At 58.6% G+C, this 14,614-nt stretch carries 11 protein-coding genes and 1 pseudogene; 4 read left to right on the forward strand and 8 right to left on the reverse strand.

Annotated features, from left to right (window positions below):
* Positions 1 to 2: 2 nt before the first annotated feature.
* The 3 genes from GGI60_RS04875 (at position 3) to GGI60_RS04885 (ending at position 2,128) form a co-directional block, all read left to right on the forward strand.
* A complete protein-coding gene (locus tag GGI60_RS04875) occupies positions 3 to 1,043 on the forward strand; it encodes an acyltransferase family protein (protein WP_183912125.1) in 1,041 nt (346 codons plus the stop codon).
* Between the two features lie 153 nt (positions 1,044 to 1,196).
* Positions 1,197 to 1,655, forward strand: a complete 459-nt coding sequence (locus GGI60_RS04880) for a glucuronosyltransferase (RefSeq protein WP_183912122.1) — start codon at positions 1,197 to 1,199, stop codon at positions 1,653 to 1,655.
* Positions 1,652 to 2,128, forward strand: a complete 477-nt coding sequence (locus GGI60_RS04885) for a glycosyltransferase (protein WP_183912120.1) — start codon at positions 1,652 to 1,654, stop codon at positions 2,126 to 2,128. Before GGI60_RS04880 ends, GGI60_RS04885 begins: the two co-directional genes overlap by 4 nt.
* Positions 2,129 to 2,168: 40 nt before the next feature.
* Here GGI60_RS04885 and GGI60_RS04890 read toward each other — a convergent pair whose 3' ends face one another.
* From GGI60_RS04890 to GGI60_RS04905, 4 genes are all read right to left on the reverse strand, one after another.
* Positions 2,169 to 2,864 (reverse strand): SGNH/GDSL hydrolase family protein, encoded by a 696-nt coding sequence (locus GGI60_RS04890; protein WP_183912118.1) that lies wholly within the window; start codon positions 2,862 to 2,864, stop codon positions 2,169 to 2,171.
* A gap of 133 nt (positions 2,865 to 2,997) precedes the next feature.
* Positions 2,998 to 4,338: an HlyD family type I secretion periplasmic adaptor subunit gene (locus GGI60_RS04895; protein ID WP_183912116.1), complete on the reverse strand. Its 1,341-nt coding sequence runs from the start codon at positions 4,336 to 4,338 to the stop codon at positions 2,998 to 3,000.
* A 15-nt stretch (positions 4,339 to 4,353) separates the two neighbouring features.
* Positions 4,354 to 6,117, reverse strand: coding sequence for a type I secretion system permease/ATPase (locus GGI60_RS04900; RefSeq protein ID WP_183912114.1), 1,764 nt, complete (start codon positions 6,115 to 6,117; stop codon positions 4,354 to 4,356).
* A gap of 472 nt (positions 6,118 to 6,589) precedes the next feature.
* Positions 6,590 to 8,143, reverse strand: a complete 1,554-nt coding sequence (locus GGI60_RS04905; protein WP_183912112.1) for a right-handed parallel beta-helix repeat-containing protein — start codon at positions 8,141 to 8,143, stop codon at positions 6,590 to 6,592.
* A gap of 264 nt (positions 8,144 to 8,407) precedes the next feature.
* Here GGI60_RS04905 and GGI60_RS04910 point away from each other — a divergent pair.
* Positions 8,408 to 9,114, forward strand: a pseudogene (locus GGI60_RS04910) (Ig-like domain-containing protein).
* A gap of 197 nt (positions 9,115 to 9,311) precedes the next feature.
* Here the strand turns inward: GGI60_RS04910 and GGI60_RS04915 are convergent.
* The 4 genes from GGI60_RS04915 to GGI60_RS04930 all read right to left on the reverse strand — a co-directional run bounded on the left by GGI60_RS04915 (position 9,312) and on the right by GGI60_RS04930 (position 14,345).
* Positions 9,312 to 10,016: a hypothetical protein gene (locus GGI60_RS04915; RefSeq protein WP_183913831.1), complete on the reverse strand. Its 705-nt coding sequence runs from the start codon at positions 10,014 to 10,016 to the stop codon at positions 9,312 to 9,314.
* Complete coding sequence (locus tag GGI60_RS04920) at positions 10,016 to 12,289, reverse strand: polysaccharide biosynthesis tyrosine autokinase (protein ID WP_096768904.1); 2,274 nt, start codon at positions 12,287 to 12,289, stop codon at positions 10,016 to 10,018. The genes GGI60_RS04915 and GGI60_RS04920 overlap by 1 nt, the downstream gene beginning before the upstream one ends.
* A gap of 51 nt (positions 12,290 to 12,340) precedes the next feature.
* The gene (locus GGI60_RS04925) at positions 12,341 to 13,048 is read right to left on the reverse strand and encodes a sugar transporter (RefSeq protein ID WP_183912110.1); all 708 of its coding nucleotides are present in this window, start codon (positions 13,046 to 13,048) and stop codon (positions 12,341 to 12,343) included.
* 85 nt (positions 13,049 to 13,133) lie between these two features.
* Complete coding sequence (locus GGI60_RS04930; protein WP_183913829.1) at positions 13,134 to 14,345, reverse strand: polysaccharide biosynthesis/export family protein; 1,212 nt, start codon at positions 14,343 to 14,345, stop codon at positions 13,134 to 13,136.
* Positions 14,346 to 14,614 lie beyond the last annotated feature (269 nt).

Raw genomic sequence — 14,614 nt, forward strand, 5'->3', positions numbered from 1 at the left:
CAATGACCAGCGCCCCAATGGCCGTGCCGGAATCGAAAACAGCCGCGGTCAGCGTTGAACGCGAAAAATTGCTGGATATCGAACGCGGCAAGGGCCTCGGCATCCTCTTGGTCGTCTACGGCCATCTTGTCATGCAGGGCACGCTTGGCGAACAGGCATGGTACCAGGCGACAAAAGCAGCGATCTACACGTTCCATATGCCGTTCTTCATGTATCTCAGCGGCTTCGTGTTCTTTTTCACCGGCGCGCACAACGCGCTCGACCGGAACTTCGGCGCGTTCTTCGCCAAGAGGTTTGACCGGCTGCTGATCCCCTTTATCGTGATGTGCCTGATCAACGTCTTCGGCAAGCAGTTCGCCGAAATGTTCATCCACGTCGACGATGGCGTCAGCGGCTTCTGGCAGGGCCCATGGGCGGTGATTTCGAACAGCCCCAACAACCCGACCATTTCGATCTGGTACCTTCTGGTGCTTTTCGTCTATTCGGTGCTGACGCCCATCCTGTGGCGGCTGAGCGGCCGGCAGATCGGCATCCTTTTCCTGTTCTCGCTGGCGATCTTCTTCATTCCCGCTTCGGAGAGGTTTTATGCCGCGCGAATTCTAAGCTATTTCGTATTCTTCGCCGCCGGCATGGTGAGCTGCAAATACTCCGCCTGTGCGCTGAACCTATTCTCCAAATATATTGTCGTCTGGCTGATCGTTTTCGCAGCCGCACTTTATATCGGCCGGAGTTTCCCCTATTGGCTTCTTCTATGCGGGGCAGCGTCGATTCCGTTCCTGCACGCTCTGGTGAGATTGCCGATTTTCGAGAATGACAAGATCCTTCTCTGGTTCGGCCAGAATTCGATGGTGATCTATCTGCTCAATACGATCTTCATAGGAATAGCCAAGGGTACCTATGTGAAGATCCTGCCATATCACGGGCCATGGTTTGCATTCATGATCGTTATATTGATGATATCAGGGACGTTATTGCCGATCTTGGCCAAGATGGCGCTTCAGGCAGTGCCGATGGCAGGACCCGTTTATAAGTATGTCAGGTGAGTCTGCTGCCCCGAATTGAGAATTTTCCCGATCCCTGCGCTCGACCTGCCGGCCAATGATGTTAGAATTCGATTAAACTGCCGTGCTACAGCCACGGTTTCGGTGGAATGGTCTTGCCTATAATCATCGGTCAAACATAGGAGATGCCTGTCTATGGCTGAGAAAAAATTGAAGGTTCTCGCTGCGTCGTCGGGGGGCGGCCATTGGGAACAGCTGATGACCATGCGCAGCGCCTTCGAGGGCTGCGACATCACTTTTGCAACCACGATCCCGGGGCTGCTTTCCAAATACGACATCCGGGACGGACTGGTCCTTCCCGATTGCAGCCGCGACTCCATCATCATGTCGATCCGCTGTTTTTTCAGCGCTTTCGCCATCGTCATCAGGCACAGGCCCGACGTCATCATCTCCACGGGTGCCGCGCCCGGGCTTTTCTGCCTGCTCGCCGGCAAATTGACGGGCAAGCGCACGATCTGGATCGATAGCGTCGCCAATGTCGAGAAGTTGTCCCTTTCGGGAAAACTGGCCGGCCATATCGCGACGCTCTGGCTCACGCAATGGCAGCATCTGTCGCGGCCAGACGGCCCGCATTACGCAGGAGCTGTCCTTTGATCCTGGTCACCGTCGGAACGCAGCTGCCGTTCGATCGCCTTGTCAAGGCGGTCGACGCCTTCGCCAAAGAATTGACTCGGCCGGTTCTGGCGCAGATCGGCAAGGGCACCTACACGCCTGAAAACATGAAATGGATCAAGAATATCGAACCTGCCGACTTCGACAGGGTCTTTCGCGAGGCGAGCGTGATCGTTTCTCACGCGGGCATCGGCACCGTGCTCACGGCGAAACGTTTCGGCAAACCAATCATTCTCGTTCCCCGCAAGGCAGCCCTTGGCGAGCACCGAAACGATCACCAACTTGCCACGGTCAGCCAGCTCATCGACCGGCCGGGGATCTATGTCGCGCATGACGATGACGAGCTAAAGGATTATCTCCTTCAGGACCTCAGCAGTCCCTCCCATGACGATCCGTCCGATGGCGGCCGGACGTCGCTGGTCAACTATTTGAAGGGTTATCTCGCGGCAGGCTGAGCCCGCGACCGGCCGCGGACACTTGCGAGAAGGCGGAGATTCAGTCTCCGCAATCGCGGCCGGCGATATGTCCGACGAGTGTGGGCACGATGATCCTGGCAGCAACATCGGGCCGCGGATGCGCGCCGTCGGGAATTGCGGCAGCCAGATCGTCCGGGCTGAGGCGCTCCCAGCCCTGCCGGTGATCGACGAATTCCAGACCGCGCTTCCGTGCCTCCGCCTGATGAGCCGCAATATAGCTGCCGACGAACGGACGGATCAGTCCCCGCAGGCCCGAAAACGGGTTCATTGCCATGACGATGATCCGCGCCCGCGGCAGGCGCCGATGCAGCTGATCGAGGATCTCGCCGATATTCCTTCGGCTTTGCGCCAGCGACACGAACCGGTGCACGGTTGCGTCATTGGCATAGAGCTCGATCAGAATGATATCCGGCGCTTCGGCAACGACCCGGTCCAACTGAGTCAGGGCCCAGGCCGATGTCTCGCCGCTCTTGGCGACGCTCTCGACCCTGACGGGTCTCTGCAGGCAGGCGGCAAGCTTTGCCTCAAGTCCGGCCTGCCATCCCCCGCGCGCTGTCAGCGATGTTCCGAAAGCCACGATTTTCACAGGCGGAAGGTTCTCGGCATTACTCTTCCCGGTCGTTGAAACCATGATGAGGCAGGCCAAGAAAAGAACCAGCGCCCATGCCAGTAGCCTCTCCGTCGGCACCGCTCGCCAAAGCCGCAAACATATCATGAAGGGACCATATCGCGGCGGGCGCTATCCGTCACCCGCCAGCATGGCGCAAGGCAAGCTTTGCCCCCAGCCGGATGGGCAAAGCTGACCTCAGAGGCTGCGATATGTAGCAGCGGCGCGGCGAAGCCGCCGATCATTCCTCACGAAAGACGTGCTGCATCTGATCGGTCAGCGGCTTGGTGAGATAGGAGATGACGGTACGATCGCCAATTTTGATAAAGACCTCGGCCGGCATGCCGGGATAGAGCTTGATCGACTTCAGCTTCGCGATGCTTTGCGCTTCCGGCTTGACGCGCAGCGGATAGTAGCTGATCCCCGTCCGCTCATCCTTGACGATATCAGGTGCAATCGAGGTGATCGTGGCCCGCACGTCGGGTGTCGTGCGCTGATCAAAGGCACTGAAACGCACATCGACGGATTGCCCGACATGGAGCTGGTCGATATCCCGGGTGGAGACCTTCGCCTGCACGGTCAGATCGTCGTTTTCGGGAACGACGAGCATCAGCGTCTGGCCCGGCTCAATGACGCCGTTCACCGTATGAACGGCAAGTTCGTGGACCCTGCCGCTCAACGGTGCGGTGATATCGAGACGGCGGAGCTGATCGAGCGCGGTTTCACGGCGCTCTTCATTTTCGGCTATCTTCGCCTCGACATCGGTCAGTTCTTTCGCAATCTCCGAGCGACGATCTTCGTCAAGCTGGATCGACTGGCGATCGATTTCGATCGCCTTGCCCTCGGCCTCCGCCTTTGCGGCGATTTCCTGGCCGCTACTGCCCTGAAGGTCGGCGCGTGCACGCTTGAGCGCATTCAAGCGCTGAAGTGTGACAAGTCCCTTCTTGTAGAGCGCATCGACGCCTTCCAGTTCCTGTTCGATCAGGCCGAGGGAATCATTTGTGGCGTTGATTTGAACGACCAGACCCTTGATCTGTTCGGCCAGCTGATCCTTGCGCGACGCCAACTGGCTCTTCATTCCGACGAGCGCCGACTTTCGGCTGTCAAACAATTTCTGTTCGCCGTCGAGAAGGTCCTTTGCGGCATTTCTGGAGGCCGCCTTGTTGGAAGCGGCAGCACTGGATGTCATCAAATCGCTGATGTTTTCCTCGACCTCGAACGAATCGGCGCCGATCCGCTCAGCCTTGAGACGGGCACGACGCGCATAAAGCTGCGCCAGCGTGCTTTCGACGATCGAGAGCTGCGCTTTGGTTGTCGTCCCATCGAGCCGTATCAACACCTGTCCAGCCGAGACATGGTCGTTTTCGGCGACCAGGAGTTTCGACACGATGCCTCCGGTCGGGTGCTGGATCTTCTTGACATCGCCGTCGACGACGACGACGCCTTCGCCGATGACGGCGCTGGAAAGCTCGGTCGTCGCCGCCCAACCGCCGATGCCGCACACCAGCGCGATGGACAGCGCGCCGACGACGGCGACGTGACGGTTGAGGGATCGTTTTGATTCAATAGTAACTTTGCTCATCATCGTCCTTCCGGCCTATTCGGCCGCATTGCCATCGACCACGACTTTGAGCTGAGCCACGCGCTCGGCAATCGGAGTACGCGTCGCTTCCGGCCGGCTGACCCGCGCCAGCACTTCTTCCTTCGGGCCGAATGCGATCATTCTGCCCTCCTGCATCATCAGCACGAAGTCGCACACGGCCAGAACGCCAGAGCGATGCGCGATGACGACGACAATGCCGCCGCGTGCCCGCACGCTCATGATCGCAGCGCTCAGCGCCCGCTCGCCTTCCTCATCGAGATTGGAATTCGGCTCGTCGAGCACGACCAGGAAGGGTTCACCGTAAAGCGCTCTCGCAAGGGCGATACGCTGTCTCTGACCGGCCGAAAGCGCCGCGCCGCCCTCGCCGATTTCGGTCTCGTAACCATTCGGCAGACGCAGAATAAGGTCATGAACGCGCGCCGCCCTCGCCGCCGCAACCACGGCCTCCGGCGACATCTCCTTGGCGAAGCGGCAGATATTCTGCGCGACGGTGCCCGAGAAAAGCTCCACGTCCTGCGGGAGGTAACCGATATGGCGGCCAAGGGCATCACCGTCCCACTGGTCGAGCGCCGCGCCATCCAGGCGAATGGATCCCCTGACTGTCGGCCAGATGCCCATCATCGCCCGCGCCAGCGACGACTTGCCCGAGGCGCTGAAACCGATGACGCCGAGCGCGCTGCCTGCGCGCAGGCCGAAGCTGACATCGGAAATGACCAGCCGCTGGCCGGCCGGCGGTCCGCTGGCCACACCCTCGACCGTGACCTGCTTGCTGGGCGCCGCAAGCGTGAGCGGAGCCGGCATCTCCGGAATTGTCTTCAGCAGGTTCGCAAGCCGGCCCCAGCTCTGCTGGGCGGATACGAAACCGCGCCAATTTCCGATCGCCGCTTCCACAGGCGCCAGAGCACGGGATGTCAGGATGGAGCCGGCGATGATGATGCCCGAAGAGGCCTGTCCCTGAATGACGAGAATCGCGCCGGTCGCCAGCGTTCCCGATTGCAGGGCGATACGAAAAATCTTCGAAATCGTCGCATATCCGTTGCCGACATCGGATGCTTGCCGAGTGATATGCCGGTATTCGCTGTTCTTGCGATCCCAAATGTCGGCCATGGTGCCCGCCATGCCCATGGCGTGGATGACCTCGGAGTTGCGGATCGAGCTCTGCGCAAAAGCGTTGCGCATATTGGCGGCTTCGGATTGCCGTTTGGACAGCGTACGCGTGCCCTGGTTGGTTAGAAACGTCAGAATGGCGAGCACCAGCGATCCGCCGATGGCGATATATCCGATCGCCGGATGGAACAGGAAACAGATGATGATATAGAAGGGAAGCCAGGGCAGATCGAACATCGCCGTCGGACCCATGCCCGACAGGAAGGTTCTGATCTGATCGAAATCACGCAGGGGCTGCAACCCGTCGCCGCCGATCTTGACCTTCAGCGGCGCCTTGATGAGAGCCCGAAACACTCGCCCGTTCACCATCTCGTCGAGCGCACCGGCAACGCGGACGAGCATTCTGCTCCTGAGAACCTCAAAGGCTCCCTGAAAGGCGTAAAGAGTTAATGCAAGTATCGCCAGGGCAGCCAGGGTCGGTATGCTTTTGCTGGGAATAACCCTGTCATACACCTCAAGCATAAAAAATGAACTTGTGAGATAGAGGATATTGATAAGCGCGCTGGCTATGCCAATGAAAATGAGCCCGCTTTTGCATTTCCGCAAGGCTTTGGACGGTTCATTAACGTCAGCTGTTGAACTCTGAAACACGAAGCAATCCTCTCCTGCCGCACTACGCACGCAGCGAATACGCTGGTCCGCACTGCAGTTGCAGGCCCCTCAGGCCCGATCATTGACATGGCTACCCTCGGACCCGGCACCCTCGCCGAACCCGTTGGCACGCTCCTACACTAGTACATGAATCCCACCGAAACGTGACCGAAAATACAAATTTATCACGAACAATTTCAGAGGCTCTAACTTTAACGGTACGATAATCATCCCGTCGGAAGCAAGTGAAAAGCGCAAGTCGCCCAATAACGGTCCAAAGCGGCGAAACCGTGGCACATTAGCTTCGGTATCTACTACCGCGTTAACTATAATTGCAATCTGTAGTTCGATTAATCTGACACCGGCGGAACATTTTGCCACCGCTCACCCGGCGTATTTCGGTCCGGCAGACGCTGCCCGTCCGAGATCGAAACGTAAATCGAACGGGGAAACATGCCGAAGCGCTTCAACGTTAGGAAAGCAGGTGCGAGGCGTGGCTGCTGTGGAATGTGTCGACATTGATGGAAACGCTCAAGCTGTCGGTGTCAATATGGGAAGCGCCATCGGAGATTTTATATTGGAAGGATTCGCTGACCTTGCCGCTGAGACCGGCGAGCTTGGCGGCATCGACCGTGTAACTGTAGTCGCCATCGCGTTCCACGTGAATAACTCCGTATTTCCCCGCCAGCGTCAACCCGTGCTTGTCGACCGCGCTGTCGCCGAAGCGGCGAAGCAGTATCGTGCCGTTGCTGGCCTTGTCGTTCTCAAGCAGGTTGCCGTGATAGGCGCTGCCGGTATCTTCCGTGATCTTCAGGCTGTCATGGACGGCGACAATCTTTTGGGTGCCGGCAGGCAGGGGGGCGACCAGCGGTTCCGCGGCAGGCGCAGGAGAGCTGACCTGCGTATCGCCGGTCGTGCTGCCGGCGGCGCTGTCGATTTCGGCCTGCGCTTGCTCGAGCGTCTTGCTTCCGCCGATGGTGAACGTGTTCTGGGCGGCGATTGTGGCCGGCATCGTCAGCGTCGGCACGGCGCTGTCGATGATATTGTCGTAGAAGGAGCCCGATGCGGGCTTGTCGACCTTCAGCGCCGAGGAAGACAGATCGTCGAAAACATTGTCATGAATGACGATATTCTCGCGGATATAAGCGGGATTGCCGATGGCGCTGATCAGCACGCCGTATACGCCCCCGTGCAGATAATTCCCGCTGATATCGTAGTTTGTCGCGTTGCCCTGATCGCCGAGGCCGATGCCGTAGGACCAGCTGTAACCGCCATATCCCGAGATGTCATTGTCGTGGATGGCAATGTTCGTGCCCGCCTGCGCGCTCAACCCGAAGCCGCCACCCACCAGCGTATTGCCCTCGACCACGGCACTCTGCGCCCGGATCAGCACCAGCACACCCTTGGCGCTGTTGGTTTCGGTCTGTTCCAGGTGGTTGTCCTTGACCAAGATATTGCTGCTGTCGTTGAGCTGAATGGCGTCGGCCGCGCTGCCCTGGCTGTTGGTGACCGTATTATTGAGGAGCGTGATGCCCTTGACCTTGTCCATCCAGATGCCGTCGGAATGCACACCGGTCAATCTGCTGTTCTCGATCGTGATGTTCTGGCTGCTCTGGAAGCTGACCGACCCCGGCTTTCCGGACAGGCCGGTATTCGACACTTCGACATTGCGCACGGTCCAGTTCGAGACATTGCCCGCATAGATCGCGTTGGCGCCGGTATCGGCGATCTTGATGTTCTCGATGACGATATTCGACGCCTTGGAACCGTGGATCCCGTCATTGCTGCTGCGGATGACCGGTGCGTCACCAATGCCGTAGCTGCCGATTGTGATCGGAGCGCTGACACTGCCGGAATATTTCAGGTCGAACTGTTCGTTAAACACGCTTCCGGCGGCAAGCAGCACGCTATCGCCCGGATTTAGCTTCAAGGCTTCAACAGCAGACAATGTCGCGAAGGCTGAACTCTCACCGGTTCCGTTGTTATTGTCGGATCCTGTCACTGAATTCACGTAATAGACGGTCATGCTGCGATCTCCCAAGGTAATGGAAAATCTTCTAACTACCGACCTCTCTCCCTCTGCTAAAATGAAACACTAAAATGCGTGATATCTCGCAATAATTCTTGCGCCTTCAATATAAATAGATTGGTGTATTAATTATACTTCGTCGCGATAAGGTTGCAACTTCACGACAGCAAGCCGGCTTACTGGGCCGGACGCAGTTGCCAATCTGGCGGCTCGCTGAAGTCGAAAATGACCGGCGAAGATCGATTTCAAGGAGAGAGGCAAGTGGCTACTCACGCAACCGACGATACTGCAACTTTTCTGGAAACCGACGTTATTTCCGGAAACCTGCGCAGCAACGACACATCTGACGGCAACCTTTTCCTGCGCGCCTTCGACCAACAGAGCGTCGGCGCCAACAGCACGGCCAGGTCACCACGATCCAGGGGGATTACGGCACCTTCTACGTCAAGGCCGGCGGCATCTATACCTATGTCCTGAGCGATACCGCCAAGATTGGCTTCACCAACGGCGAGCTGATTCAGGAGAAGGTTTCCTACAAGATCTCCGACGGCTCCGGCCATACTGATATGGGCCTGTTCACCCTCAACATTCAGGGCGTAACCCAGGTCGAGCCGGTCGCGGTCGACGACCATTACAGCTTTAACGAAGGCGATCTGATCAGCGGCAACGCGCTGGTCGACGACATTCCGGGCGGCAATGGTCAACTCTTCCTCCGCCAGTTCGACGGCACGAACGTCAACGGCAATAGCGGCGCCATTACCGATATTCTCGGCACCTATGGCACGTTCCACGTCAAGGCGAATGGCGAGTTCACCTATGAGCTGACGCAGGATATTGCGCCCGGCGATCACGTCACCGAAACCGTCCAGTACTACAAGATCTCCGATGGCCAAGGCCACACGGAGGCCGGCATTCTGACGCTCAACATTACCGGCACCGACGTCGTTTCCGGCGGCGTCGAAGTCTGATCATCGACAACCATCAAGAAACAACGCCCGCGGCACAAGCAGCGGGCGTTGTCGTGGTAAGAAGGTGAAAGTTTCCCGAGCCATTCGGTCGCCTCGATGGCGACGAAAGCTGATACCGTGTCACCCAGCTTCTTCAGTCATGGGCCACAGACCGCTTCAAGGCGCCGACTTCAATTGTCGAAGCTTTGCAGCCGTAATCACCGGCTGCAGCGCTGCCGAAACCGCGCCGTCGCCCCTTCCCCGACACTTGCCCAGATCCGATCGAAGACCGGACGGAGCTGCGGGCTGATGGCTTTCATGGTGGCATTGACCCTGCAGCGGTCGCCGAGTTTCAACATCGTCGTCAGATCGCCGTCAACGGCGCTGCTGGCCGCCGAAAGTGTTGCATCGGTGAAATCGTTCCAGAAATAAAACCGGGTCAAAACGATCGACTCGTCATAGGGCGCGAGAGCGACCGAACGTTTCATCATTTCTGCAATCGCAAGCGGCTCTTCGGCAATTGTCGACTGAACGGCGGCGAGACGAAGCCAGAAATTGCTGTTGGTCGGCATGCAGGAGAGCGCATATTGGAGGTAGCGGCGGGCATTCGAGGCCGCGGCAACCCAGGCGTCGTAGTTGATATTGACATTCTGCCGATCGAGCTGCGCCAGAACCAGCGTGACGCCGGCGGCGACAATGTCCGATCGGCAATAATGTCCGTCAACCACGGCGATTGCGCGCGCCGCATATCTGGCCGCGATGTCATCCGTGACGGTGTCGCCGCGCTCGATCCTTTCGGCAACGATCGAGATGCTGGCGGTTCTGATCGAAGCATACAGTTCTCGGCCGGCCAGCACCGCGAGGACCGCGGTGACGATAAGGAAAATGATCCTTGCAGGTGAAATATGCCGACCGGCGAGCATCACTCGGTATAGTATCGCGAATAACGCTTATAGTAATATTCGCTGGAGCCGAATGTCCGGTAGAGCTTCATCTGCGACGGATCGACCTTGGTCAATATCGCGCCGACGCATTTGGTATAGAGATCCGGCTCGGACAACAGGGTCGACTGAACCACCTTGCGCGAGGTCTTGCCCCACTCGATCACGAATACGACGGCATCGAGCTTCGGGTTAATGGCGCGCGCGTCGACGACAGGGGCGAGCGGCGGCAAGTCGACGATAATGTAATCGAAGCTCTGGCGCGCCATTTCAAGCAGCTGATCCATGCCACGCGAGGCCAGCAGCTCCGAAGAGTGCGGAACGCGATATCGCGCCACCGTCGGCAGGAATGCAAGCTTCGTTTTGGGATCGAGAAGAATGAGATCCTTGAGCGGGCGGTTGTCGACGATTGCTTCAAGCAAGCCGGCTTCGGCATGGCGGCCGATCGCCCGGGTCGCTCCGGGATTTCGCATATCGCCGTCGATCAGCAGGCAACGCGCGCCCTGCATTGCCAGGAGCTTGGCAAAGTTGATGGCCGTCGTCGACTTGCCCTCGCCCGGCAGGCTCGACACGACGCCGATGACCTTGCAGCGCTGATCGGCCGCGCTGATATCGATGGCGATCTTCGCGCTTCGAAGCGTCTCGGCGAATGCCGATAGCGGATGCTCCTCAACATAGGTCGTCGTCTTGCCGCCTCTGGCAATGCTGCGCGGATTGCCCGGATCGACGAGGGTCGGATCCTCGACGTTGTTCTCGATTAGCGGCATGACACCGAGAGACTCGACGTCGAGCATGTCCTTGACATCGTCACCGGTGCGGAAGAAGCGATCGCGGAATTCGCGGAACGCGCCGATGCCGCTACCGAATGCACATCCCAGGAACATGGCAAAAGCGACAACGAGGCTTCTCTTCGGCGCGCTCGGCTTCGTCGGCGTCTCCGCGATTGTGATGATACGTGCGGCGGTAATTGGGAAGCTCTGCTGCTGGATTGCCTCCTGATATCGCGTCAGGAAGTTCTGATAGAGATTCTTATAGGTATCGCGCGTCCGCTCGAGTTCACGAAGCTGAACCTGCGTCTCGCCCGCCGTTGCGGCCACGCCCGTTGCCTGGTCAACGCTGTCGCGCAGCGATTTCTCGCGCGATTGCGCAACCTGCAGCTCGCTCTGGTAGCTCTCGGCGATACGATTGAGTTCGTCGAACATCAGCCGTTCATATTCGGCCATTTCGGCGCGCAGCCGGACGGCCTGGACGTGGTCCGGACCCAGCCGTGCCTCGATCTCGGCCTCCAGCTTCGACGCTTCCAGATATTTCTTGCGAAGATCGTTCGAAATCGAGCTGTCGAGCACGTCGGTCACGATCGCATCGGTCTGCTTGGCCTGGATGATCGACTTGATGCGGGCGTATTTCGCCTCGGCCTGGGCCGTCGCGGCCTGGGCGGTGATCAACTGGCTGTTGAGCTCGGAGAGCTGCTGTTCGCTGAGCAGCGTGCCGGATCCTGACTCGACAAGCCCATGCTCGCTGCGGAATTTCTGCACCGCGAGGTCGGTGTCCAGCGCCTGTTGCCGAAGCTCTTCGATACGCTCCTGCAGCCACTCGCCGGCCCGGCGTGTCGCCTCATATTTGGAATTGAGCTTGTCGACCATGTAAACGTCGGCGATCGCGGCTGCGATTTCACGCGCTAGGTCCGGCGATTGCGAGGTGTAGCTGACATCGAGAACGTAGGATTTGCCCACGCGTTCGACATCGATATTGCCCGCGACCGTTTCTGCGGCCGCTCTCCGTTTCGCTTGCGGGTCGGGCGCGACAGCCGCGTCATCGGCAAACCAGGAACGAAAATTCATCAGGGATTTTAGCGTCGCGACAGAAAAAAGCGAGTTCTTCGGTGCGTTGAATACCGGGTCATCGACCAATTTCAGCTTGTCGACGACCGCGTAGGCGATCGTGTCCGACTTCAACAGCTCGACCTGGCTGAGAACGGTGCCTTCGTCGTCGTCCAGCTGGCCGAACGCGGCCAGCTGGTTGATGACCTGATTGTCGCTGCGGTCGATCAACACGCTCGTGTCGGCGGTGTAAACCGGCACGGATGTCAGGACATAGACGACGCCGAGAATGGCAAAAGCGAAAGCACAAGCTGCAACGATCCGCCACTGCCGGCGAGCAATGGCAATGAGCTTGTCGAAATCGATGAAATCAGCTTCGTTTCCCGTATCGCGGGAGGGGTCGATACGCGGCGTAAGTTTATCTGGCGACAGCAATTTCGATCTCCAACAAAGGCGTCAAGCGCTAAGATCTACAGGCAAATCCAGCTATTGTGTGACGGGCACACTCTGACTCGTCGATTGCGTCGGGTCGGTTGACGACTGCCCTGCCCCGCCCGTGCTGATCAGTGTCGTCGTTGAGGTCGACGAACTATCGCCGTCCCCCGCAGTCGAAACCTGCAGCGTGCCGGCAGTTGTGGCGCTGCCCTCAAACGGCGTACCGTCATCCGCCCCGGGACCGGTGCGGCCGATCGATCCGTCATTGCCGATACCCGATGCTGCCGCAGCCGCGCTTGCGCCCGGACCGAGTGCCGCTGTGCCGCCTTCAGCGAGAACCTTCGCAAAGGCTGCCAGCAGCGGCGCAAGGTTAGGATCGGCAGTGGCCGCCTCGGCGACCGCTTTTTCGATCGCGAGCTTGAATTGCGGGTCCGAGACCTGGCAGCTGTTGGCCGCCCGTCCAAGACCGGCGCCGATCGCCGCCATCTGGGCGGCATTGGCCTTCTTGGCCTGCTCGATCACCGGCGACAGGGCGTCGTCGCTGCTTCCGACCAATGCGCGTACACGCGATGACAAAACCAATGGATCGGACATGTCGAGCAGCACGGCGGGATTGGCCGTAAATCCGCTGATGTCGACCGGCGTCAGATTTGCCGGCCCCAGGCAAGCAGCCGCAAGAGCGCTTGAAGTCATGCCGGCAAAAGCCGCGACGATAACTCCGCTATAAGCAAGCCGACGATAAACAGCTGACCTTGCCATACCCACAATTTCCTTCATCAAATCCGCTAGCCGATAGGCCGCCGGCCTCGATCACTAACGATCGACGCCGGCCCGCCCATTTCAATCAACGTCCGAGATTGCGCACTGCGTTGCGAGTATCGTTCACGTCATCCGACACGCCGGCGACAGTGGACGATACCGAGTTTACGATGTCAAGGAACTTGACCAATTCAACAGAGTCCGAATTGGAGATATAGATAACGTCCTTGTCTTCCATCTTGAATTGCTGAACAGCAAACAAGGTCGCCGGATCGCGAAGATTGGCGCGAACGATCACCGGAACCGTATCGCCCGCAAACCTGGTCGTATCGACATGCATCGCGGCAACTGTCGTCTTCGGGACAAGGCGATAGAGCAGGACCTGAGCTGGATCCGCACGATCGTCGCGGAGCCCGCCCGCCTTGGCGATTGCCTCTCCAAGCGTCAGGTCGGACTCTTCGAAATCGAAACGTCCGCTAACGCCGGCCGCGCCGAGCGCAAGATAGGTGCGGCGCTCATGGTCAACCGAGATCGTATCGTCCGGCGCGACATAGATATTCTCCGCCGGGTTCTTCAACAGCGTGTTGTAGGCGACGGTTGCGGTTCTGCCGCGGCGCTGCAGCGTCACATTCGTTTCAATATTGTTGGTCGTCAAACCGCCCGCGGCAGAAATGACATCGAGGACGCGCTCACCGGCCGGGCTGATCGTGATGCGCTGAGGATTGTTGACGTCACCAAGCACGGCCACCTGGCTGGAGCGGCTGGTCGTTGTCGTAATAACCACCTGCGGTTCGATCGCGCGGCTGGCCAACCGATCTTCGACGTCCTGCTCCACGGTCTCCTTGAGACGGCCTGCAGCCGGAACGCGACCAGCATAGGGAATCGTGATCGTTCCGTTTCTATCGATGGTCTGCTCCGGCAGCGAGATGTAATTGCCGGGTCGGCTGCCGGCGTCCGAGGGAATGAACAGTCCACCGGACTGAGCTTCGAAGATAGCAACCTGAACCACGTCGCCATAACCAAGCGGAATCTCAGGCGCCTTGCCCCGACCGCCGCCAAACCCCTTGAAGGAGGTCGGCTGCGGAGATGTGAAAAATGACAGGACGTTTTTGCTAAGATCAATCAGGGCGTAGTCGATGCCGACGCGACGCTCCTTCGTTGTTACTTTCACAGCCGCACCTCGATCAACATCTGTATGATCGGGACCGGACCTTGGCAACGACGTGCAGCTTGCCAATATACTCGTTAGCGCTACAACAATGGCGACGCGTGTACTACCGATAGGAAAACAACCCATAGAATAACCTGTGTTGACGCCCCTGGAGGTACTGCCCCGCAATTTTACGAAATACAAGACAATCCCCGATCAATAATGACTGTAGGCGGATTAACATTCCTCTAACTGTGGCAGGCTGGCAACGCCAAGCCTTCACGAAGGCGAATACGATCCAACCCGTCTTGTATGGGGCCGGCAACGATCTAAAGGCTGCACCGCTATAAAATCTGTTGCGTTTCAGAGTCAACAGCGCGTTGCCGCGCAATCGGCATTTTCGAAAAACCTTCACC

This window comes from Rhizobium lentis (assembly GCF_014200175.1).
GTDB lineage: Bacteria > Pseudomonadota > Alphaproteobacteria > Rhizobiales > Rhizobiaceae > Rhizobium > Rhizobium mulingense.

Bases quoted from the DNA above. Each gene is read 5' to 3' on its own strand.
- GGI60_RS04875 (WP_183912125.1), top strand. From the start codon at position 3: ATGACCAGCGCCCCAATGGCCGTGCCGGAATCGAAAACAGCCGCGGTC.
- GGI60_RS04880 (WP_183912122.1), top strand. From the start codon at position 1,197: ATGGCTGAGAAAAAATTGAAGGTTCTCGCTGCGTCGTCGGGGGGCGGC.
- GGI60_RS04890 (WP_183912118.1), bottom strand. From the start codon at position 2,864: ATGATATGTTTGCGGCTTTGGCGAGCGGTGCCGACGGAGAGGCTACTG.
- GGI60_RS04895 (WP_183912116.1), bottom strand. From the start codon at position 4,338: ATGAGCAAAGTTACTATTGAATCAAAACGATCCCTCAACCGTCACGTC.
- GGI60_RS04905 (WP_183912112.1), bottom strand. From the start codon at position 8,143: ATGACCGTCTATTACGTGAATTCAGTGACAGGATCCGACAATAACAAC.
- GGI60_RS04915 (WP_183913831.1), bottom strand. From the start codon at position 10,016: ATGCTCGCCGGTCGGCATATTTCACCTGCAAGGATCATTTTCCTTATC.
- GGI60_RS04925 (WP_183912110.1), bottom strand. From the start codon at position 13,048: ATGGCAAGGTCAGCTGTTTATCGTCGGCTTGCTTATAGCGGAGTTATC.
- GGI60_RS04930 (WP_183913829.1), bottom strand. From the start codon at position 14,345: ATGGGTTGTTTTCCTATCGGTAGTACACGCGTCGCCATTGTTGTAGCG.